Source organism: Paenibacillus hunanensis (assembly GCF_034055775.1).
Classification (GTDB): Bacteria; Bacillota; Bacilli; order Paenibacillales; family Paenibacillaceae; genus Saccharibacillus; species Saccharibacillus hunanensis.
Map to the genome: position 1 here is coordinate 908,100 of NZ_CP139194.1, position 24,559 is coordinate 932,658.

A 24,559-nucleotide genomic window follows, 5' to 3' on the forward strand; every position below is an offset into this window, starting at 1 on the left:
GGTTTTAGCTTAGAAAGGCGGTCTTACATGATGAGAAAACGCACGGTAGCTCTGCTTGTGGTTGCCATGATGGTACTCAGTAGCGTGCTGACGCTGGCTGTAGTGAATTTACCATCCTTTGTGCAGAGAGCCTCGATGGGTCAGGGCGTACTGGGCGCACTCAGCGGTGGTGGTCTGAACGATCAGGAGAAAAGTAAGCTAAGTACAGTCGCTAGCCTGATCGAGAGCAATTATTATCAGAATGTGGATGAAAGCAAGCTGGTCGATGGTGCGATCAACGGCATGATGGAAGCGCTGGGTGATCCGTATTCTAGCTATATGGATACCGATACAGCGAGCCAGTTCAGCGAATCGATCGCAGGTTCATTTACGGGCATCGGCGCGGAGGTATCGCAGGATAACGGAAATGTCGTTATCGTGGCACCGATTAAGGGCTCCCCTGCGGAAAAAGCAGGTCTGCGTGCGAAGGATATTATCGTTTCTGTGAATGGCGAGAAGCTGTCCGGTAGCGATCTGAATGCCGCAGTAGCTAAAATTCGCGGCGAAAAAGGTTCGGTCGCTCAGCTGGAGGTTCAGCGTGCCGGCAGCAAGGAAACGATGACTTTTAAAATTACACGCGACGATATCGCAATGGAAACCGTCTATGCGCGCATGACAGGCGATAAGATCGGCGTTATCGAGATTACGCAGTTCTCGCTCAATACAGCCGAGCGCTTCAAACAAGAGCTGACCAAGCTGCAATCGCAGGGGATGAAGGGTCTTGTGATCGACGTGCGTAACAATCCAGGCGGCGTATTGTCTGTTGTGGAAGATATGGCATCTCAATTAATCGCCAAGGGCAAGCCGATCGTTCAGATCGAAGACCGCAAAGGACAGCGTCAGGTTGCGAATTCTAGCGGTCAGAGCGTGGATTATCCAATTGCAGTCGTAACCAATGGTGGCAGTGCCAGTGCGTCGGAGATTCTTGCCGGAGCACTCAAGCAGTCCGCAGGTGCGACATTGTATGGCGAAACGACGTATGGTAAAGGAACCGTACAGACGAGCATGGACAATCTGTTCAATGATGGTAGCCTGATCAAAATCACCATCGCCAAATGGCTCACACCAAACGGCGACTGGATTCACAAAAAAGGCATCAAGCCTGACGTCGCGGTAGCACCACCGGATTACTATACGGTGACACCAATCAATACCGATACCGTGCTTGCCTACGACATGAACAATGACAATGTAAAAAATGCACAGATCATGTTAGCAGGTCTTGGCTACAAGGTCGATCGTAAAGACGGCTACTTTGACCGGAGTACCGAAACGGAGGTTCGTGCATTCCAGGCAGAGCAAAAGCTGGAGCAAACAGGCAAGATCGACGCGAAAACAGCCGCGGCATTAGAAGCAGCACTGATCAAGCATATTCAAGATCCGCAATATGATGTTCAACTGAACAAAGCGATTGCAGGTGTGGAAAAGCAGGTTAGCGCAGCCAAGTAAGCGCAACTTTTGAGTTCTATTCACGTTAATACAAATGATTCCAGAGAAGGCTGTTCGCAGCCTTCTTTTTTTGGATACATTTCGATACAATAGAATGGATTGAATCATCACGCCGATTACTTGACACGATGCATATCGATGACTGGAATGGGAACACAAAGGGGAGTGAGCCGTAGTGGAGATACTGGGCAAGACGCTGCACATTGTACTGGAAATCATCGTATCGCTACTTACGCAACCATTTTATTATATATTTTTACTGGCTGTACTGCTGCATTATCGGCGGCAGGGACTATTGGAAAGGCGATTGTTTAACATTCGCGTGCATATTTACGCCGGGCGCGTGCTACGCACGGTAGGAGCAGGCTTGCTCGTTGGCATATTGGCTTCACTGCTAATGACCGGTGTAGGTATACATACACAGCCACAGCTATTATGGGTCATTGCTGGGCTGATCGTGATCTTATCGTTGTTCCGTCTGCGTCTTGCTCATCTGCTGGATGCACTGGCATTGCTCAGTATCGTGTATATGGTGCTGTGGTTCATACCGGACACGCCAGCAGCTGGATGGCTCGGAACTATGATTGACGCTATTCGTCAAACGGATTGGATGGTATTATTCGCGCTGGCTGTATTGCTACATATTGCAGAAGCCGTGCTGTTTCGTATTCAGGCATCCGGACTGTCTTCGCCAGTAGCGGTTGAAGGAAAGCGTGGCAAGCCTGTAGGCGGATATACACTGGATGCGTTCTGGCCGGTTCCTGTCTGGCTGCTCGTTCCAGCGGCTGGCGGCTGGTTGTTGCCATGGCAGCCGCTGCATGGCGGCGAAGCATGGAGTGCTGGTGTAACGCTGGCCGTATTGCCTGTCATGATCGGTACGAGTGTGCTGACACAGAGTGATTTGCCACAGACCAAAGCACGTATCATTTCCAAGCAGCTCTGGCAGAGTAGTGCGGTGCTGATTATTCTGGCTGTTGCTGCTTACTGGTGGCAGCCGCTGGCACTGCTGGGTATCTGGATCGGTGTGATCTGGCGCGAATATATCGCTTACAGTAGCCGCCGTCAGGAGGCAGAGCGGATGCCGATGTATACTCATTCCCTGCGTGGTCTGCGCATACTGGCTGTCATTCCAGGCAGCCCTGCCGATGAGTTAGGTATCCAATCAGCCGAGACGATGTTTAAGGCGAATGGGGTTCAAGTGCACAGCCCACAATCGCTGCATGAAGCACTACGGATGAATCCAGCTTTTTGTAAGCTGGAGGTACTGAATCGGGATGGAGAGAGTAAGTTTTTACAACGTGCAATCTATGCTGGCGAGCATCATCAGCTAGGTATGATCTTCGTACCGGAAGATGATGCTGTAGTAACAAGGGAAGTCCAGCGCTTAAATGCCTTTCATTTGCTTCGTAAGCCTGTCGTGAGTAAAGGCGGAGCACGAAGTCCGATGATGCTTACAGCAGGCGATGAGAGTCTGACTACTCCATCCAGACAGGCTGTAGTTGATTCTAACCGCAATTCGAAGCGTATACAGACGAGGAAGAGTACTAGCAAGCAAGCGGAGCAGACGCAGTCTGAGGACGTGACACAGCATGTAGAAGAGAAGGCACCCGTATCTTTAACAAAGACGGTGTCTACATCCAATCCAGACGATGCTAACAGATCAGCAGCGCCGTCTGATACAGAATCGGAATCTGTATTGCCAGAAGCTACACAGCCACGATCCTCTACAGAGCCAACAGCGGCTGCTGATGGATGGGTCGGCTTACCCAAACGTAGTCGTAAAAGGGATCATTGATCCCAAATCAAAAGGGAAGGCACTCATTAGTGAGTGCCTTCCCTTTTGTTATGACCAATCTATTCTTGTAGCTGACGCAGTACAATAATCTCTACCCGCCGATTTTTTTGCCGTCCGGCTGGTGTAGAGTTATCTGCGGTTGGACGTGTGGCTCCATAGCCGGCATATTGAAACTTCGATTGATCCAGCTTCTTCACATCGATAAAATAGCGCAGCACGGATAGCGCCCGTGCACCTGACAGCTCCCAGTTATCCTTGTAGCGAGACGCATACACAATCGGCAAATTATCCGTATGCCCCTCAATACTGATCGTGGTGTTAATCGATTGGAACAGACTGGCTAATCGAGCAAGCGTTCCGAGCGAGCCTGACTTCAGATCAGCTTTCCCTTCATCAAATAAAAACTGATCGCTCAGTGTAATCGAGATGCCCTGCGGCTTGTCCACGACAGACACCTGCCCTTGCAGATTGTTCGTTTGTACATAGTTTTGAATGACTTGCATCAGGTTAGCGAGCTCGCGCTCCTGTTCACGAAACGCTTGCTCGCGATTGGTGAGTGTCTCCTGTCCAGAGCTATTTTGCTGTCCTTGGGGAGTTTGTCCGTTTTGCCCTTGTTGATTGCCTTTACCGCCATTATTAACACTTTGTCCAGCAGTTCCCGTTACGCCTTTGCCACCATCGAGAATCGAGTTTTGACTCTGAAAAGTAAGCTGTAGCGATTCGGTCAGCACTTTATATTTGTCTGAGTCAATCTGACTAACCGAATACATAACGACAAAGAAGATCAGCAGCAGGGTGATCAGATCGGCGTACGTGATCAACCAGCGATCCTTATGATCATGTCCGGTTGACTTGGATTGGCGGCGAGAATAACGTCCCATCGTTATTCCTCCTTCATGGATGCCGGGCTGTTATCATACCCGTTATCTTGTCCGGTCACAAACGTCTCCAGTTTACGACGAACAAGCTGTGGATTTTCACCATTTTGAATAGAGAGAATACCTTCTAGCAGCATTTCCATCGTTTGAATCTCCAATTCGGCACGTGCGCGAATTTTGGAGGCGAGCGGCAGGAAGATCAGATTGGCGCTGGCTACCCCGTAAAGTGTTGCTGTAAATGCGACTGCAATCGAAGCGCCCAGCCCTGTCGGTTCATTTAGACTGCTGAGTACCTGAATTAGACCCATAACGGTACCGATGATCCCCATCGTAGGTGCATATCCACCCGCAGAGTCAAAGATTTTGGCATACTGCTCGTATTCCTGTTCCGTCTTGCCCATCTCCAGCTCCAAAATCTGGCGAATCACATCACGATCGGTTCCGTCTACGACTTGCTGCAAGCCTTCACGTAAGAAAGCATTCTCATGTGAAACCGCCTGTGGCTCTAGTGCCAGTACACCAGCACGGCGCGCGTGCATCGACATATTGACCACATCCTCGATCAATTGCTCATTATCTGTGCGCGCTGGAATGAATACCGTCATGATGGCCTGCGGAACCTTTTTAAGACGAGATGCCGGAAAGCTGATCACCACAGCTGCCGCAGTTCCCCCGAATACGATTAATGCGGCAGCGCCTTGAATCAAGCCACCAGCGTCGCCGCCTTCCCATAAAAACCCCCCGATCAATGCAGCAATACCTGCAATAATTCCAATAATTGTTGTCAAATCCATGTATCCATCTCCTGTTCTGCATGCGGGAAGCGAAGTCTGTACTGGAACGTGAGTATCGATGAAGGGACAGTGGTGTATATGCTGTATCTTCATCTCATCCATATGAAAATAATTGAAAAAAGTGTTGTTTACAGACGCTGTTTCAATTGCATAAATAGGTTTCGAAGAGTATAATAGAAGGGAACAAACATTCCTATTCCGGTGCTCGTACTGTTAAATCCTGAGAGGATTTTCAGGGCTACGACACGGTCGGGACAGAACGTTGCTATATCATTATTTAACCATTTGGAGCGTTTGGCAATATCCATCATTTTGCAAATCTTTGCGCGGATATGTTGATTCATGTACTGCATATGTCAAATGATTCATGCAGTGCGCTTCAAGGGACGGATGGCATGGTGAATATGTACCATTAACGAGATTCGTTCATTCGGGATGTGCCGCTTCAGCGAACGCTGGGTAAAGTATACTGTACCGGGCATTCCCATGTACGGTCTCTTTTGTTATTATCGGGCACACGTAATTTATATTTTAGACGATAGGGTGATGCAGGGCAATGAACGATATTGTTGTCAGCTCCAAAAAATTTGAGATACAGTCGGAATTTTCCCCGCAGGGCGATCAGCCCAGAGCGATTGAGGAATTAGTCGAAGGCGTACACGAGGGCAGAAAGTTTCAAACGCTGCTCGGTGCGACCGGTACAGGTAAGACTTTTACAATCGCGCAGACGATCGAACGTTTACAGCGACCAACCTTGGTCATTGCACACAATAAGACACTGGCTGCGCAGCTGGCGAGCGAGTTCAAAGAATTTTTCCCGAATAACTCGGTCGATTATTTTGTCAGCTATTATGATTATTATCAGCCTGAGGCGTATATTCCATCCTCAGACACGTATATCGAAAAAGACTCCAGTATTAACGAAGAAATCGATAAACTGCGCCACTCGGCGACCAGTTCGCTGTTTGAACGTCGCGACGTGATTATCGTAGCCAGTGTATCGTGTATTTATGGCCTCGGTTCTCCGCAAGATTACGGTGGTTTGCTACTATCGTTACGAGTAGGCATGGAAAAGTCGCGTAACGAAATTTTGTCGCGACTGGTTGATATTCAGTATCAGCGTAATGATATTAACTTTGTACGGGGTACATTCCGTGTACGCGGTGATGTGATTGAGATTTTCCCGGCTTCACGCGGTGAACAGGCGGTTCGTGTGGAGCTGTTTGGTGACGAGATCGAACGTATTACCGAGATCGATGTACTGACTGGTGAGCTGGTGGGTGAACGTGATCATATTGCGATTTTCCCAGCCTCTCACTTTGTTACCAAAGAAGAGACGATGCGTGTAGCGATTGGCAATATCGAGCGTGAGCTGGAGCAGCAATTGGCTCTGTTCCGTGAGCAAGGCAAGCTGCTGGAAGCGCAGCGTTTGGAACAACGTACACGTTATGATCTGGAGATGATGAAGGAGATTGGTTTCTGTTCCGGTATCGAGAACTACTCGGGACCACTCACCTTCCGCGAGCGCGGCGAAACGCCGTATACGCTGCTTGATTATTTTCCAGACGATATGCTTGTCGTGATTGACGAGTCGCACGTGACCTTGCCACAGATTCGTGCCATGTACAATGGTGACCAGGCGCGTAAAAATGTACTGGTCGATCACGGTTTCCGTTTACCATCTGCACTGGATAACCGTCCGCTCAAGTTTGAAGAATTTGAGCAAAAGGTTGGTCAGATGATTTTCGTTTCCGCGACCCCAGGGCCGTATGAGCTAGAACATTGCGATACGATGGCGCAGCAGATTATCCGTCCGACTGGTTTGCTTGATCCGATCATCGAGGTACGACCAACGAAAGGTCAGATCGATGATATGATCGGTGAGATCAGACAGCGGATTGAGCGGGACGAGCGTGTGCTTGTGACGACACTCACGAAGAAGATGGCGGAAGACCTCACCGACTATTTAAAAGAAGTCGGTATTAAAGTCAGGTACATGCACTCTGATATCAAGACGCTGGAGCGGATGGCGATTTTACGGGATCTTCGTCTGGGTACGTTCCATGTACTCGTCGGGATCAACTTACTTCGGGAAGGTCTGGACTTGCCTGAAGTATCGCTGGTGACCATTCTGGATGCCGATAAAGAAGGATTCCTGCGTTCTGAACGTTCATTGATTCAGACGATCGGTCGTGCGGCACGTAACTCCGAAGGTCGCGTTATCATGTATGGCGATAAGATTACGGATTCCATGGCGAGGGCGATGCAGGAAACCGAGCGCCGCCGTAGCGTTCAGGTGGCTTACAATGAGAAGCATGGCATTACACCACAGACGATTCGCAAAAAGGTACGCGATGTGATCGAAGCGACCAAGGTTGCCGAGGGCAAAGCCGATTATATGGCAGAAGCATCCAAGGCGAAAATGTCCAAGCGCGAACGCGTTGCTCTCATCGAGCGTTTAGAAGGCGAGATGAAGGCAGCTGCGAAGGACTTGCAGTTTGAACGTGCAGCTGAGCTGCGCGATGCGGTGCTTGAACTACGCGCAGAGATGAGCTAGACACACTCAACATGAACAGACTTACATCAAAGGTTGTCGGACAATCCTTCCTGTTATTTAGGAAGGATTCCTGACAACCTTTATCATAGATAAACCATAAAGAATAAATGACGAATACTAGATGCATTTTAATATGTATCTTATCTGTTACTAAATAGCTTATGCGGAGCATTTCGTCATACCTGTTCATCAGGCATGTAGATTCGCATATTGATTCTTCCGGAAGCACCGGAGTTGGAGGTTGGAGCTTTGCTGAACAAATTTATTGAAATCAAGGGTGCCCGCGCGCACAATCTTAAAAATATCGATATTCAGATTCCGCGCGACAGCTTTGTCGTATTAACCGGTTTGAGCGGATCGGGCAAGTCCTCGCTCGCGTTTGACACGATCTATGCGGAAGGGCAGCGCCGTTACGTAGAATCGCTGTCTGCCTACGCACGGCAGTTCCTCGGTCAAATGGACAAGCCGGATGTGGATTCGATTGATGGACTATCGCCAGCGATTTCAATTGACCAGAAAACAACAAGCCGTAACCCGCGTTCTACTGTCGGTACGGTAACGGAAATTTATGATTACCTGCGTCTCCTATTTGCACGTGTAGGACATCCACATTGTCCGGATCATGGCGTTGAAATTACGTCTCAGACCGTAGAGCAGATGGTCGATCGGATTATGGAATATCCAGAGCGTACCCGTCTACAGATTCTTGCGCCTATCATTTCCGGTCGTAAAGGCGAGCACAAAAGTGTATTTGCCGAGATTTCCAAGCAGGGCTTTGTACGGGTTCGCGTCGATGGTGAACTGCGCGATCTGTCTGAGGATATTCAGCTGGAGAAAAATAAAAAGCATACGATCGAGGTTGTCGTTGACCGGATCGTGATCAAGGAAGATGTTACAGCACGTCTTGCCGATTCGATTGAGATGGCACTGAAGATGTCGGGTGGTCAATTGCTGGTCGATATTATCGGTCAGGAGGAGCTACGCTTTAGCTCGAATTTTGCCTGCCCGATCTGTGGATTCAGCATTGAAGAGCTGTCGCCACGTATGTTCTCATTTAACAGTCCATTCGGTGCTTGTCCGGAATGTGATGGTCTCGGGATTCGAATGGTAGTTGACCCGGATCTGCTCATTCCTGACAAAAGTAAAACGATTGAAGAAGGTGCTTTTCAGGCGTGGAGCGGTGGTCTATCGAATTACTATCCACAATTCCTCAAATCCGTCTGCGAGCATTATAAAATTCCGATGGATATTCCTGTATCCGAATTGACAGCCGATCAGATGAATTTGATCCTGAATGGCTCTGATGGACAAAAGATTCGTTTCCGCTATGAAAGTGACTTCGGACGAACTAAAGAAGCTCAGGTTGTATTCGAAGGAATTATTCCTAACCTGGAGCGTCGTTACAAGGATACGTCATCAGACAGTATGCGCGAATATATCGAAGGCTATATGAGTGCGAAGCCATGCCCGGTATGTAAAGGCAAGCGTCTGAAACGCGAAATTCTGGCAGTAAGCGTCGATGGTAAAAATATTTCCGATACGACAGAGCTGCCGATTCATGATGCGCTTCATTTCTTCCAAAATATCCAATTGAGCGAAAAGGAATTCAGCATTGCTCGTCTGATCCTCAAAGAGATCGTCAGTCGTCTCGGCTTCCTTGTCAATGTCGGTTTGGATTATCTAACGATGGCGCGTGCAGCAGGTACATTGTCCGGTGGTGAGGCACAGCGTATTCGTCTGGCAACACAGATCGGTTCCAGTCTGACAGGCGTATTGTACATTTTGGATGAACCGAGTATCGGTCTGCATCAGCGTGACAATGATCGTCTGATCAAGACGCTGGAGCATATGCGTGATCTGGGCAATACATTGATCGTCGTAGAGCATGACGAGGATACGATGATGGCTGCGGATCATATTATCGATATTGGCCCAGGTGCGGGGATCCATGGTGGACAGGTCATTGCAGCCGGTACACCAGCTGAAGTGATGGATCATCCGGATTCATTGACCGGACAATATTTGAGCGGACGTAAGTTCATTCCGGTACCGCTGGAGCGTCGTCAACCTGGCGAGCGCTGGCTCGAAATACGCGGCGCGAAGGAAAATAACCTCAAAAACGTGAATGTGAAGATTCCAATCGGTCTATTCACAGCTGTAACAGGTGTATCCGGCTCCGGTAAGTCGACGCTGGTGAATGAAATTTTATACAAAACGCTGGCTCGTGATCTGAATAAAGCACGCGTGATTCCAGGGCAATACCGTGAAATTCGTGGTCTGGAGCATATCGACAAGGTGATCGATATCGACCAATCGCCCATCGGGCGTACACCACGTTCCAACCCGGCAACCTATACCGGTGTATTCGATGATATCCGTGATTTGTTCGCTCAGACGAATGAAGCCAAAGTACGCGGCTACAAAAAAGGTCGCTTCAGCTTCAACATCAAGGGTGGACGCTGTGAAGCCTGCCGTGGTGACGGTATTATCAAGATCGAGATGCACTTCTTACCGGACGTGTATGTACCTTGCGAAATCTGTAAAGGACAACGCTATAACCGTGAGACACTGGAAGTAAAATATAAAAATCGTACGATCGCTGATGTACTCGATATGACGATTGAGGATGCAGTTGAATTTTTCCAAAACATGCCTCGTATTCATCGCAAGCTGCAAACGTTGCTTGATGTAGGTCTTGGCTATGTGAAGCTTGGTCAACCGGCAACAACACTGTCCGGGGGGGAGGCGCAGCGTGTGAAGCTGGCTTCTGAACTGCATCGTCGCAGTACAGGGAAGACGATGTACATTTTGGATGAGCCAACAACTGGCTTGCATGTGGATGATATTGCGCGTCTGCTACAAGTGTTGCAGCGTCTGGTTGATTCCGGTGAATCGGTTCTCGTCATCGAGCACAATCTCGATGTGATCAAAACAGCCGACTATCTGATCGACCTTGGGCCAGAAGGCGGTAGCGGCGGTGGAACGATTCTAGCATCCGGCTCACCAGAGCATATCGCAGGTGTGGAGAATTCCTACACTGGTCGTTATTTGAAGCCGGTATTGGAGCGCGATACCGTGCGTAGTCGTGAGCTTGAAAGTAGTCAGGTATAATCGTCTATACGAGATCCGATAGCAATTAAATCAGTGCCCGAAGTGATCGATCGCGTCAAAGGGATCACTTCGGGTTTACATAATGAATAATTACCAATGTAAGAGCTACCAATAGTGTCAAAACTGTATCCATTTGGGTACATCCAGCAGATTGTTAGCGATCTAGCATATATGTTACATTTGAAATACAAGTTTTTACAGAATCGCGTCAGTGTGCAGTTTTACGTCTACATCGGTTTGTATCCTGATTCAGGATGAATAATAGATAAGCAAGCAACTACAGAAAGGCTGGATGAATTTGAAAAAACTCCATATCCCCGTAACCGCACTTGTTATCGCCGGCGTCACTTTAATTGGCTCTGTACCTCTAGCTACCTTTGCTTCGGCAGCAGCATCCGGCTATACATATACCGCACCGCATTTGCGTGCGTCCTCAACTAGTGCCGGCTACACGAAAGTCATTGCCCGCATCTCACCTTCGGTTGTAGGGATTGTTGGTGTACCTACAAAAGAAGCTTATATGGCAGAAAGCGCTGCAAGTGGCGATGATTCGCAGTACAATCCGGATGATCCAGGTATTGCTTTTGGCTCAGGCGTGATCATTTCCAAGGATGGCTGGATTGTAACCAATGCTCATGTTATCGCTAACATGGAGGATGGAGCAAAGGTAATCACATCCGATGCAAGCGGACATAACAAGACGTATATCGTGCAGGAATTTTACAGCGATACCGTCAGCGATCTGGCGCTCGTTAAAATCAATGCTACAGGCTTGAAAACAGCCTCTTTCGTATCCTCGTCTCAAAAGCCTGAGGTGGGTGAGCAGGTAATCGCGATCGGTACTCCGCTGTCTCTGTCGCTGCGTAATACAGCTACATCAGGCATTATTAGCGGTGTGAATCGTGCTGTAGATGCGTCCTACTACCTGCTACAAACCGATGCGGCGATCAATCCAGGTAACAGTGGTGGACCGCTGATCAATATGGACGGAAAAGTAGTAGGCATCAACACGATGAAATACGAAGCGGTAGGTGTCGATAATCTTGGATTTACGATTCCGGCAGATACCGTACAATATATTATCAAACAATTATTCGCTTATGGTGAAGTCCGCCGCGCATCGATCGGACTGGAGCTCAAAGAAAGCGATGATGCACTGATCGGGCTACCAACGAATGATGCACTGACTGTCGCTGCTGTTCATTCCGCAGGTGCGAAAAAGGCAGGCATTAAGGAAGGCGATATTCTGTATAGCGTGAACGGCACGCGGGTACACACTGTAGTAGATCTGAATGAGCTATTCCGTTCCTACAAGCCGGGTGACAAGGTAAAGCTTATGATGCAATCGGCGGGTGATATTGTGACACGTACCGTTCAGCTTACCCAATCCCAGACAACGGATGCGGTCGTATCCACTGACGAAGAAGCTGGCGGAGAATAATCATCAGCGTTTCACTTCCATTCCGCAACATCCACTTTTGACTATAGAAATGAGGAACTGAAATGAATAAATGGATGCGTATTACTGCGACAGGGATGCTGACTGCGGTAATGACCGCCACAACAGCTTATGCTGGAGCAGGCTTTGCTTCGGCAGCTGAGATGCTGGAGCTGAAAATTAAAAAAGGCAGTACGGCGGCTACGATCAACGGCGACAAGCAGACGATCATTAAGCCCTATGAAGCGGCGGGTGCAACGATGGTTCAGCTTGGGCTATTCTCGCGTGCTTTTGGCGCTACAGTTGAGCTGCACGAGAACAATACTGTTCAATTAATCTCCGGCAAGCATACGATTGCGATGACAATCGGTAGCAAATCGGCAACAGTGAACGGCAAGAAGATTGCTCTGCCTGCGGCACCAGTTATGCGCGGTGGCACGCTGATGGTTCCACTTCGTCCGCTCGTGGAAGGGATCGGTGGTAAAATGAAGGTCGTATCCGGGCAGATTGTGATCACACTATCCTCTGCGGAAACACAAGCTGGTAGCGGCGATACTGCAAGCGAGCATGCGGATAAAACACGTGTCGGTAGCAGCAAGTACCAATGGTCGGTAAAATATCCAGACGATCTCGTCTATCTTGGTAGCTCGGACGCAACGATATCGAACTTTATGAACAAAGAAAGTACGTATTTGCTACAGGTTGTTGTACAGCCAGATACGGTTACAAGCTCGGTCTATACGCAACCAGACCCCGATGATCTGCTGAATGAGCTGCTTAACCATATACAGGTACTCGGTGATACCGTGCTGGATCAACAGATCGTGAATGGTGCAAACGGTACGTATGCTCGTGTAGTCAGCAAAACAGATGAGGGTTATCTGTCTGAGACACGTTTATATGCAGGTAATGGCAATCTGTATTATGTGCTGTATGCCGATTCCGAAGCGTTTACGTACAAAGATTTTAAAGATAATCATGCGTTATTGGATTCGTTCCAGATGTCCTTTAATACAAATGATAGCAAGTCAGAAGACCTGACAGAGGGCAGCGAGTCAGAGGAGGAAGGACAGGCATTTGAAAATGCTGATTACGGCATTTCGGTCAACCTGCCATCGGATTGGACGATCAGCGATGATTCCAACGAAGCTTCCAGCAAAGACGGCGCTTATGCCAAGTTCGGAGCATACGGGGTACCGGCAGGACAATCGTTGCAAGATTGGGCGAAGGATATCCGTACCTGGTTTGGCGATAGTTTTGCTGCCGATCATTATCGTTATGTGAGCACAACGGAGCGTCAGATTGATGGTCAAGCAGCGCTCGTGAACGAGATGCAATATCGCTATAATGATGACCAGTGGTATACCGAGTATGAAGTATTACTGCAAAAGGACGACTATCGCTATTACTTTGAATACAGCGGTCATTCCGATGATCCACTGGTTCAATCTCAATTTGAACAGATTGTTAACTCCATGAAGGTTGATTTTGAGACGCTATCCAGCAATTTTGGTCATCTGCCAGCAGATTATTATTCAACCGATCGTACGAAGACCATCACGCGTACATCGCCAACCTATAATTACAGCTTGCAAGTGCCGCGTTACTGGACAGATAATGGCAATGATTACACATCGTCTAGCGTATCGTTCTACTACACAGGTGGTAGCTTCAATGTGGATATCCGAAATACAAGCTCGCTAGAAAAAGCAGTAGCCGATGCGAAGGCGACACTGCAATCTGCCAGCAGTAGCGTGAAGCCTGTTTTGTCTGAAGGACAGGCAACTACGATCGCAGGGGTACCGGCGTATACCTTCACCGCTACGTATGCGGATAGCGAAACGCCGTACACAGGCAGCTATACTATTTTCACTAAAGGCAAACGTACTTTTATTTTGACCAATGAAGTGAACGATGCGAACAACACGAGTACGCATCAGACAGAAATAGCGAAGGTGCTGTCTTCGTTTCAATGGATCGGTCAATAATAATTAGAGCGACTGCATGATGCTGGGCTATATAGTACGAGCCATATAGTACTAATGCATATGTATAAGTTGCGGCGCTAAAGATTCATCCTAGTCTAAGCATGTCTAACCATATGATCCAAGCTAAAAGTTAAAAAGCTGACGATATAGAAGTGATTCCTTCTATATCGTCAGCTTTTTTCATATGATCGAATCAAGTTCAAAATACCAGTGCAAAAATTCAGCAAACGATGCCCACTGTGGTTCTAGTGTTCCAGCTAATGCTTGCTGCATTAAAGCTCCAGCCTCGATATACATCACCTGATCCGTCTGCTTGTTGTACACATATCCGCCTTCACCAGCAAATGTATCCAGTGGCACATAAGCATCAGATAAGCCCATAGCTTGCAAATTAGTCATGCCTAGCTTGAGATCACTGGAGTTCGTCATAAACCATCCGATATGCGCAAGCTCGTGATTACGACTACAAAAAGTAGGCCCATCCTCAGCATATACAAAAAAACGAAAGAAATCAGAATCCTCTGCAATACCAAGGTCACTTAATGCGATCATATAGGATTCGTAAGGTTCATCATACCACCAGCCTTGCTGACGTCCGTACTGCTCAATCCTCGCTAAAGAATAGGTCATATTGTACATCCACCTGCCAGATTATAGATTAAAATGCGACTATTACTATGTAATATCATATTCACCATACAGGCAATAGCCCTATCCAATACATTTTATCGGCTCGCTGAAGTAAGATCGCAAAGTTGCTAACCACTTATTCCTCACTATCAAGGCATAACCGTTTTACATATCAAACGAGATGATTTCCAAATCGATCTTATCGCACTCTGCCTTTAACCTGCAAATTGCCTGTAAATTTTCATACAAATTTAAAGGATACGGTAGATACAAGCATACAGGTCTGGTACACTGGATTAGAATCATTATAAAGTGTGTGACGTATGTGCTGCCTTTGCGCAGGTATTCCATTTTATTATGAAAACGGGCGATGGGCCGTGAATATAGCAGTGCCCTTAACAGGGACAATTCGGGAGGAAATTAACCTACATGACGGATACAGCATTACAAAGACAGGACGTGGAGCTTCTAGCGCCAGCCGGCGACTGGGACTGCATGCGGGCGGCGGTAGCGAATGGGGCGGACGCAGTCTTTTTTGGCGTGGAAAAATTTAATGCACGTGCACGTGCGAATAACTTTCGGATGGATGAATTGCCAGAGATTATGGCATTTTTGCATAGCTATGGGGTAAAGGGCTTTTTGACGTTTAACATTCTCGTATTTGAAAATGAATTGGAAGATGCGCGTGAGCTGATCGATGCTTGCGTGGATGCAGGCGTGGATGCGGTCATTGTACAGGATCTTGGTCTGGTGAAAATGATCCGCGAAATTTCGCCGGATTTCCCAATCCATGGTTCGACGCAAATGACGATTACTTCGCCGGAAGCGGTAGAATTTACGAAGCCATTTAATATGGAGCGTGTCGTACTGGGACGCGAGAACAATTTGAAGCAAATTCAAAAGATTGGTGAGCAAGCACGTTTGCCGATGGAAGTATTTGTTCACGGTGCATTGTGTGTATCATACTCCGGACAATGCTTGACTTCGGAGATGTGGGGCGGACGCTCTGCTAACCGTGGTGAATGCGCGCAGGCATGCCGTTTGCCATACGATCTGATCGTAGACGGTGAACAGAAAATTATGGGTGATGTGACATACCTGCTGTCTCCAAAAGACCTGGCAGCGATCGATATTATGCCACAGCTGATCGAAGCAGGCGTAACTTCCTTCAAAATCGAGGGTCGTCTCAAATCGCCGACCTATGTAGCGAATGTGGTTAGCAAATACCGCAAAGCGATCGATCGTTATTTTGACGGTGATGCAACACCGATTAGCAATGAAGATATTCGTGAGCTGCAACAAAGCTTCTCACGCGGCTTCACACATGGCTTCCTGGAAGGTACGAACAATAAGCAACTCGTAGATGGAACTTTCCCGAAAAGCCGTGGAGTATACCTGGGACGCGTAGAGAAGATTTTGCGTGACGGTGTCGTTTGCCGACTGGAAGCTCCACTCAAGCGTGGTGACGGTATCGTATTCGATGCTGGCGACCCAACGCAAAAAGAAGAAGGCGGTCGTGTATACGATCTGCGCCGTCAAGGTGTAAAGCTCGAAGGCGAAGCCGATGAGACCTGGATCGTAGATATCGTAGCTGGACGTAACGATGTGAACCTGAAGCGTGTGCATGTTGGCGATAAAATCTGGAAAACGAATGACCCTGCACTGGATAAACGTATGCGTCAAACGTATGAAACAGACAAGCCGTACCGTGTATTCCCGGTTCATGTCAAAGCGATCGGTCATGCAGGCCAGCCGCTCGTAACCTACTGGACGGACGTGCAAAAGGGTGTGACAATCCGTGTAGATTCGGAGATGGAGCTGGAAATCGCAGCGAAGCGTCCAATGAATGCCGAGCTGCTGCAAGAGCAATTTGGTCGTCTGGGCGGTACCATCTTCCAACTGGATGAGCTGGATGCACAACTACATGGCGATATCATTATCCCAATGCGTGAACTGAATGCGATTCGCCGTCAGGCTGTTGAGCAACTGGAAGGTGAGCGTCCGAAGCCACCGGTGTATATCAAGCGTGATATTTCGGTGATGAACGATATCGCTTCTGCTGCGCCATCGGTAAAAGGTAGCGAAGCGATGCTGACGGTACTATGCCGTAATCTGGATCAGGTACATGCTGCGCTGGAAGCCAATGTGGACATGATCTATGCTGACTTCGAATTCATCAAGCAATTCCCAGCAGCGGTTGAAGCCGTTCGTGCAGCAGGCAAAAAGATCGCACTGGCAACACCACGCATTCATATGCCAGGCGAAAATGGCTATCATGCGAACATTTTACGTCTACAACCAGATGCAGTGCTCGTACGTAATACCGGTGCACTGTACTACTATCTGGCACGTCGTCAAAGTCATCCGAACGAGACGCATCCTGAGCTGATTGGTGACTTCTCCCTGAACGTAGCGAATCACAAGACCGTCGATTTGTTCCTGGAAGCGGGTCTGGATATGGTTACACCATCATATGACCTGAACATTCAGCAAATGGTTGATCTGCTTGGCAGCAGTCGCACCGACAAGCTCGAAGTCGTGATTCATCAGCATATGCCCATGTTCCATACCGAGCACTGTGTATACTGCACATTCCTGAGCGAAGGTACAGATTACACCAACTGTGGTCGTCCATGTGAAGACAGCCGTGTTTCTCTGCAAGACCGCATCGGTATGTCTCACCCGGTACGTGTCGATGAAGGCTGCCGTAACACGGTGTATAACGCGATCGAGCAATCCGGTGCGGAATACCTGAACAACTTCCTAGAGCTGGGCGTTCCAAGCTATCGCATTGAGTTCCTGGAAGAAACGCCAGAGCAGGTACGTGAAGTTATCGAGCTGTACAGTCAGGCACTGCACGGCGAGATCAGCGGTACACAGGTCTGGAAAACACTCAAAGCAACGAATCAGCTTGGCGTTACTCGCGGTCAATTGGTGAAGTAAGACTGGAGCTTGTAATGACTATCTTGCAACGTCTAACGACATGACTGGATATAAAGCACGGTTTAGATAATGCTCTGATCATGGGCTAGATGTATAGAAACTTTCATGCTGCTCGATATTGGCAGTGGCAGTTTAGAAAACGGTATAATCCTGAACTCTGAGCGAACGACGTTAACGTTAGCTCATGATCATCTACACTATACGCAAAGAATGATACAAGCTTTTTTTAATATTCCCCTACAGGGTCCCTTCCGGTGCAACGTGACAAATGAGGATAGTGTATATCGTCCTCATACGCGCGCTACTGGAAGGGATTTTTTTATATGTATTGGGGTGAGACTTAAACTTAGGCTATGATGCTTCAACTACTGTATATACGAGTTTAGGTTTACACCGTGCAGCTAATTAGGAAAGGTCATGTCACGCTATGTACATATTCACGTTACTTCATCTAATTAGAGATGTATTCGCTTTCCTAAAATCTGACATCGTTTTGCTGGGTAAATTGATTCATTATTGGTTAAAATATATCGTGGCCGTATGCAGGCTAATGGAACACTGCCTCATGCCCGGTTATACATATGACCATGAGACAGCCCCATCACGTACAACACAATACACGTATTCATATTAGAAAATGGAGGAATCAATGCCATGAAAATACGTAAAGCGATTATTCCCGCCGCTGGACTCGGAACCCGCTTCCTGCCAGCAACTAAAGCGATGCCGAAAGAAATGCTACCGATTGTAGATAAGCCAACCATTCAATATATTATCGAAGAAGCCGTTTCATCCGGTATCGAGGATATCATCATCGTTACAGGTAAAGGCAAACGTGCGATTGAGGATCACTTTGACTATTCGTTTGAGCTGGAGCAAAATCTGGAGGAAAAAGAAAAGTGGAAGCTACTGGATGCGGTACGTCAGCCATCTGAAATGGCAGACATTCACTATATCCGTCAAAAAGAACCGAAAGGTCTGGGACATGCGATCTGGTGCGCGCGTAAATTCATCGGTGATGAGCCATTTGCAGTACTGCTCGGTGATGATATCGTCGAATCGGATGTGCCTTGTCTGAAGCAGATGATGGATGTGTATGAAGAACATGAAGCATCTGTAGTCGGGGTCAAAGAAGTACCATGGGAACATGTATCCCGTTATGGTCTGGTCGCGGCGGAATCGATGCCGGATTCGGATCGTCTGTACAAAGCAACCGGATTGGTCGAGAAGCCACCACGCGAAGAAGCACCGTCCAATCTGGCGATCATGGGACGCTACATCCTCACGCCAGAAATCTTCGATATTCTGGGTAGCCAGGATGCAGGAGCAGGTGGCGAAATCCAGCTGACCGATGCGATCTCCAAGCTGGGCGAATCTCAGGACATTCTGGCGTATCAGTTTGAAGGACTGCGTCATGATGTGGGCGAGAAGAGCGGGTTTATTCAAACGACAGTACATTATGCGCTGAAGCACCCAGAGCTGCGTGATTCGACGCTGGAATATCTGCGTGAAGTGTTGGCGGAAGAGGATAAGAAATAAACAGCGCAACATTGTAGTAGAGATATCATTTAGGATATGGATGATAGAAGTAATACTGAATGATATCTACAATTTAAATACCTTTATTATGTACACAACTATATTCGATTTCAATGAGTTTAATTTATAAAAAAAGCATGTCTATAGGGGCATATGTTTCGCCTCTATAGACATGCTTTTCATTTTTTATATATAAATGATCACTGACTATATTAAGCATTTTACGTAGGAGTTAGTTATTTACACATATAAAGATGCAGAATCAACAAAAAATATAGTATATTTAATGCATTATATGAATATTAACGATTTGTAGAAAGGATACTTATGAAAATACGTAAAGCGATTATTCCCGCCGCTGGACTCGGAACCCGCTTCCTACCAGCAACCAAAGCGATGCCAAAAGAAATGCTACCGATTGTGGATAAGCCAACCATTCAATACATAATTGAAGAGGCTGTAGCATCGGGTATTGAAGATATCATCATTGTTACAGGTAAAGGCAAACGCGCGATTGAGGATCATTTTGATTACTCGTTCGAGTTAGAGCATAACTTAACTGAAAAGGAAAAGTGGAAGCTGCTGGATGCGGTACGTCAGCCATCCGAAATGGCAGACATTCACTATATCCGTCAAAAAGAACCGAAAGGTCTGGGGCATGCGATCTGGTGCGCACGTAAATTCATCGGTGACGAGCCATTTGCAGTACTGCTCGGTGATGATATCGTCGAATCGGATGTGCCTTGTCTGAAGCAGATGATGGATGTGTATGAAGAACATGAAGCATCTGTAGTCGGTGTGAAAGAAGTACCATGGGAACACGTATCCCGTTACGGTCTGGTCGCGGCGGAATCGATGCCAGATTCAGATCGTCTGTACAAAGCAACGGGATTGGTCGAGAAGCCACCACGCGAAGAAGCACCGTCCAATCTGGCGATCATGGGACGCTACATCCTCACGCCAGAAATCTTCGATATTCTGGGTAGCCAGGATGCAGGAGCAGGTGGCGAAATCCAGCTGACCGATGCGATCTCCAAGCTGGGCGAATCTCAGGACATTCTGGCGTATCAGTTTGAAGGACTGCGTCATGATGTGGGCGAGAAGAGCGGGTTTATTCAAACGACAGTACATTATGCGCTCAAGCATCCAGAGCTACGTGATTCGACGCTAACGTATCTGCGCGAAGTGCTAGCGGAAGAGGATAAGAAATAAACAAGACTCTGTAGAAGAGCTCGATATGTAGATATTAATTAAAAAAGCCGTGCGTTCCCTGATTTCTAAGGAAGCGCACGGCTTTTTATTACTTATTACATTGAACACTACATTCTGAATTATCCACTTTAGATCATTCGTTACTCATGTATTAGTGTATCGAACAGATCACTTATCCTACATTCAGATAAACATCCATAACCAGCTTGATTATCGATTACTTCGTTGCCGTATACTTCTGGCTAGCAATCGCGTCGATCTGTTCTTTTGCTTTAGGATCAGCTGCAATCACTTTGTCATAGACAGCCTTGTCAGCCTGACCTTCTTGTTTCAGTGCAGCCAGATAGTAGATCGCTGCCTGTTTGTTCGTTGCATCGCTCAGGTCGTCACGTACACCTTTTTTCAGTACATCTACAGCTTGAGCAGTTTCACCTTGCATCAGGTAGATTTCACCTACGCCGAGTGCAATTTTAGGAGTGACGTCGAATTCACGACCTTGCAACTGACCTTCTGGCAATGTGGTCAGATACTGAATACCGTCCAGCACCTGCTGATACGCATTCAGACCTGCTTGGAAATACTTCTGTTCTGCCGCAGTATCCTTGCTCTGGTAAGCCTGGTTACCCAGAACATACGCCTGTGCAATGACACCTTCATACCAGCTAATATCCCATTTGTATTTCGGAGTACTATCCACGAGTAGAGCGAATGCTTTATCGCTTTCACCATGAACCTGATACAGTGTGATCATTTGCTTAACAATGTCTTTATTGAAAGGCTCACGATCATGCGCTTTATTTAGCAAAGCAAGATCTTCATTGTAAAATTGCTCATTTTTCGTTTGCTGATATCCTTGTGTTAGCAGTGAACTCAAGTATACGACAGCCTCTGGATACGTACTACGAATCGATAGCACATCATCCAGCAACGTACGATATTGTTCGTAAGTAGCATTCTTGCTACTTGCTAGCTCTGCAACCTTCACAACATCCCCCGCTGCCTGTGAAAAGCGCAAGGATGTGAAGGAGATGATCAATGCAGCCAGACCAATCAATGTTATATAAATACCACGCATCAGACCTTCTTGAAGCTTCAAATATTTGAGCGGCTGTGCATCCATCGCAGCGGTCATACCGCCGAGACCAAGGAAAACCAGAATGCCCATATATGCATAACTCAAGTTGAAGTCGAGCAAGCTGTGCATCAGAATCGAAACTGCAATGATGAAGTACAGGAAATGTCCTTCACGCGCTTCACGTTCTGATTTGATATAGCCACAAATATATTTGTAGAAAATAAACCCGATAAACAGAATGAAAATAATAAAGCCGATCGCACCAACCTCAACCAGGTACTGGAAGAAGAAGTTGTGGACCTGACGGCTGACATAAGGGTTGTTTTGATACGCTTCAAACGAAGCACCCCATGCGCCACCGCCACCGCCAAAGAACGGATAATCACGGAACAGCTTCAGAGCATCACGGTAGAACGTGAAACGCTCCAATACACTACTTTGCTGGAAGTTAATATTTTCAAAACGCACACGGATGTTAGCTGGCAGCAGATTACGCAGGTTCGTTGCAATCAGCAGGATTAAAATAACGCCGCCCAATACAGCCGAGCCAATCGGTAACCATACACTCGCAAAGCGACGTGCGCCCCAGCCTTCGGTTTTGTCTTCAAGCTTCGGAGCGACGAAGCGTCCGATCGCCATCGCCAGCAGACCGACGATCAGCGAAGTGAGCAGTACATACGCCCAGCCTTTAGCCGCTGTCACACCATCATACTTGGCAATCATCTGCAAACCAATATTCGTAACTGGATTCAAAATGATCGCCGTCGCCGCACCTGCAATCACCATATAGATGATCCACAAAATTTGCTGCGCCGGACGCAGCATGAGCAGCAGTACAAGCAGCACGAACGGAAGTACAACCAGACCACCACGAGACAATGTCAAAATCAGTGACAGAATGATCGGTACTAGCATAAAGCCATGCAGCAGGTGGTCATACCACTTTTTCAGACGGCTCACATTGAATAAGCCCGCAAACAGCATTGCCATCAAGAAAGCTGCATATGTATTCGCATACTGGAATACTGAGGTTAGACGCCAGCCGTTGGAGTCGCTCATCACAGCGTCGGTATAGATGCCGTTTTGTACGCCGCTTGCGAACCAGCCTACAAGCTTGCCACCCAGTGGAGCCTGTCCGAACCAGTTGATAAAGCCAAACATAATAATAAGGTAGGCAGAGCCCATAATCGTCATTTGAATGATTCGGTTAGACAGACGATCTCGTAGCATATAGGCGCCCAGGATGAAAATAAATGCGTACATCCATTGAATTAGCAACATATTTACGGCATAATGCCAAGAGGCGGCACCAAACATGGAAATCATGTACGAGATGGGCAGCAAAATGATCAATAGTGAGATCATATCGCGCTGGTCGTCCAATTTTACCTGCTTGTAAAAATAAATCATTCCTAGAATGACAAGCACACCGGACAGCAGCACCGCCCAGAAAATCACTTTTTCAAACGTAAAGCTCAAACCATTAAATAATGCAATTTGAAATGGGGTCCACAACAGAAATAAAATAAGACAGATGTTAACGACCCAGAACATGCCATTTCGTTTTCCGTCCTCGGTGGACGCTTTAAACTGTTTGCCGTATACTGGATTAGCCAATGTTTTAAACTCCTTTTCATCTACAATATGAAACTTTTCTAATGAATTTTATCATACGTTAAGATGTACATCTAGTTTTAGTGTTAAAGCAGTTTTTGAAATTGGCATGTATTAAATAAGCGTGTATAACTTTACAAATTCTTTCATTATATAAGTTCAACCAAGCTGCACAGGCCCGTGCTTGCGTGGCTGTTATACTTAGTGATATCATTGGATTAGTTTTGCTTGTTTTTACTAAAGTAGTTTGCATTCTTGTATGTAAAAGATTTGCTTTAGTATTTTGATTCGTCTCAGGAGGCCTTATTACAATTATGGATTATACAGGTGAACGATTTATACCTAATAATGATGGTTTAGAAATAGAAGCTGAACATATGCATCGTTATAACAGCATTGCTGAAAGTTTAAAAGGCATGAGAGTATTAGATGCTGGCTGTGGAACCGGATATGGTTCATTTCTAATATCACAATTTGCAAAAAAAGTAATTGGTATAGATATTTCACAAGAAGCTGTTGATTGGTGTAATAAAAATTATGCTTCGCAAAAAAATTTGGAGTTTACACAAGGGTCTTTAGAAGCTATCCCTTTTGATAGTGAAGAATTCGATTGTGTTGTCAGTTTTGAAGTTATTGAACATGTTGATTCAAATATTCAGCGTGCATTTCTAAGAGAAGCGAGAAGAGTATTAAAAAAGAATGGTGTTTTGATTATTTCTACACCTAATAAGCTGATCTACACAGATAAAAGCGGATATCATAATCCTTTCCATATCCATGAATTTTATGAAGATGAATTCAAACAATTTTTAAGCCAAGAATTTGCTGTTACGAAGTTATACAGTCAATCTTTATATACTGTTTCAAGTATTTACGGGGATATCAAAAAGAATGATAATGTTAAAATGTTTCAGCATTCTTCGTTAGATTCTTCTGGAAAATATATGATTGCTTTATGTTCTAACACGAATAAAATAATCCCATCAATTAAACTGGATTCGGTATATAAGTTTGATAATCCCGGTGGTATTCATTTTTCTAGCTTATACGTAGGCACTGAAAATAATGATTATTCACAGAGTCAAAAAGAAACTGCCGTATTACTCAACCATGCAGATAATAAGTTTTCGATCACTTTTGATCTGTCTGCATATAGTCAAATTTCGAAGTTTAGATTTGATCCAGTTGAAGACAATTTTTGTATTTGTAATATCGAAGAGATTTTGACTGATGGCAAGCTAGAGTCTACTGCTCCTTTAAATGCATTAAAATATCATAAGCAGGGTTTCTTGTTTATGAATATTGATCCTCAATTTGAGATCGCTGGAGATTTTTCAAACGCAACTTATATAACAATACAGGGCTATTTTAAGATTTTAAGTCAGTCCGAAATCAGTGAATTTGTTGATTATTTCTATCAAAAGATGATCGAAGCTACAGAAAAGGCTGCGAATGATAATATTTAGGCTTGATTTATGTAAAATACAACATGATTAA

14 protein-coding genes are annotated in these 24,559 nt (G+C 46.4%); 10 read left to right on the forward strand and 4 right to left on the reverse strand.

Annotated elements, in window-relative coordinates; translation table 11 throughout:
* The first annotated feature begins 27 nt into the window (after positions 1 to 27).
* Positions 28 to 1,488: a S41 family peptidase gene (locus SK066_RS03615; protein WP_188774090.1), complete on the forward strand. Its 1,461-nt coding sequence runs from the start codon at positions 28 to 30 to the stop codon at positions 1,486 to 1,488.
* Between the two features lie 175 nt (positions 1,489 to 1,663).
* A complete protein-coding gene (locus tag SK066_RS03620) occupies positions 1,664 to 3,283 on the forward strand; it encodes a PDZ domain-containing protein (RefSeq protein WP_320543679.1) in 1,620 nt (539 codons plus the stop codon).
* A 59-nt stretch (positions 3,284 to 3,342) separates the two neighbouring features.
* Here SK066_RS03620 and SK066_RS03625 read toward each other — a convergent pair whose 3' ends face one another.
* Both SK066_RS03625 and SK066_RS03630 read right to left on the reverse strand, forming a co-directional pair.
* On the reverse strand, positions 3,343 to 4,164 hold the full coding sequence (locus tag SK066_RS03625; RefSeq protein ID WP_188774088.1) for a flagellar motor protein MotB: 822 nt from the start codon (positions 4,162 to 4,164) through the stop codon (positions 3,343 to 3,345).
* Positions 4,165 to 4,166: 2 nt separating this feature from the next.
* The gene (locus tag SK066_RS03630) at positions 4,167 to 4,955 is read right to left on the reverse strand and encodes a flagellar motor protein (protein WP_188774087.1); all 789 of its coding nucleotides are present in this window, start codon (positions 4,953 to 4,955) and stop codon (positions 4,167 to 4,169) included.
* Positions 4,956 to 5,511: 556 nt separating this feature from the next.
* Here SK066_RS03630 and uvrB point away from each other — a divergent pair.
* From uvrB to SK066_RS03650, 4 genes are all read left to right on the forward strand, one after another.
* Positions 5,512 to 7,512: an excinuclease ABC subunit UvrB gene (gene uvrB / locus SK066_RS03635; protein ID WP_188774086.1), complete on the forward strand. Its 2,001-nt coding sequence runs from the start codon at positions 5,512 to 5,514 to the stop codon at positions 7,510 to 7,512.
* Positions 7,513 to 7,761: 249 nt separating this feature from the next.
* Positions 7,762 to 10,623: an excinuclease ABC subunit UvrA gene (uvrA, locus tag SK066_RS03640; protein WP_320543680.1), complete on the forward strand. Its 2,862-nt coding sequence runs from the start codon at positions 7,762 to 7,764 to the stop codon at positions 10,621 to 10,623.
* Between the two features lie 298 nt (positions 10,624 to 10,921).
* Positions 10,922 to 12,064: a S1C family serine protease gene (locus tag SK066_RS03645; RefSeq protein WP_250345294.1), complete on the forward strand. Its 1,143-nt coding sequence runs from the start codon at positions 10,922 to 10,924 to the stop codon at positions 12,062 to 12,064.
* 62 nt (positions 12,065 to 12,126) lie between these two features.
* A complete protein-coding gene (locus SK066_RS03650) occupies positions 12,127 to 14,049 on the forward strand; it encodes a stalk domain-containing protein (RefSeq protein ID WP_320543681.1) in 1,923 nt (640 codons plus the stop codon).
* A 180-nt stretch (positions 14,050 to 14,229) separates the two neighbouring features.
* Here the strand turns inward: SK066_RS03650 and SK066_RS03655 are convergent, their stop codons facing one another.
* A complete protein-coding gene (locus tag SK066_RS03655; RefSeq protein WP_320543682.1) occupies positions 14,230 to 14,679 on the reverse strand; it encodes a hypothetical protein in 450 nt (149 codons plus the stop codon).
* A 429-nt stretch (positions 14,680 to 15,108) separates the two neighbouring features.
* Between SK066_RS03655 and SK066_RS03660 the strand changes: the two genes are divergently transcribed.
* The 3 genes from SK066_RS03660 to galU (SK066_RS03670) all read left to right on the forward strand — a co-directional run bounded on the left by SK066_RS03660 (position 15,109) and on the right by galU (SK066_RS03670) (position 20,373).
* The gene (locus tag SK066_RS03660; protein WP_250345296.1) at positions 15,109 to 17,622 is read left to right on the forward strand and encodes a U32 family peptidase; all 2,514 of its coding nucleotides are present in this window, start codon (positions 15,109 to 15,111) and stop codon (positions 17,620 to 17,622) included.
* A 654-nt stretch (positions 17,623 to 18,276) separates the two neighbouring features.
* Entirely contained in the window at positions 18,277 to 19,161 is an 885-nt protein-coding gene (gene galU, locus SK066_RS03665) for a UTP--glucose-1-phosphate uridylyltransferase GalU (RefSeq protein ID WP_188774081.1), read from the forward strand.
* A 327-nt stretch (positions 19,162 to 19,488) separates the two neighbouring features.
* Complete coding sequence (gene galU / locus SK066_RS03670) at positions 19,489 to 20,373, forward strand: UTP--glucose-1-phosphate uridylyltransferase GalU (RefSeq protein WP_320543683.1); 885 nt, start codon at positions 19,489 to 19,491, stop codon at positions 20,371 to 20,373.
* 217 nt (positions 20,374 to 20,590) lie between these two features.
* On the opposite strand, the gene SK066_RS03675 is transcribed toward galU (SK066_RS03670), so the two are convergent.
* A complete protein-coding gene (locus tag SK066_RS03675) occupies positions 20,591 to 23,065 on the reverse strand; it encodes an O-antigen ligase family protein (protein WP_320543684.1) in 2,475 nt (824 codons plus the stop codon).
* A gap of 311 nt (positions 23,066 to 23,376) precedes the next feature.
* Between SK066_RS03675 and SK066_RS03680 the strand changes: the two genes are divergently transcribed.
* Positions 23,377 to 24,528: a class I SAM-dependent methyltransferase gene (locus SK066_RS03680; protein WP_320543685.1), complete on the forward strand. Its 1,152-nt coding sequence runs from the start codon at positions 23,377 to 23,379 to the stop codon at positions 24,526 to 24,528.
* The last annotated feature ends 31 nt before the right edge of the window (positions 24,529 to 24,559 follow it).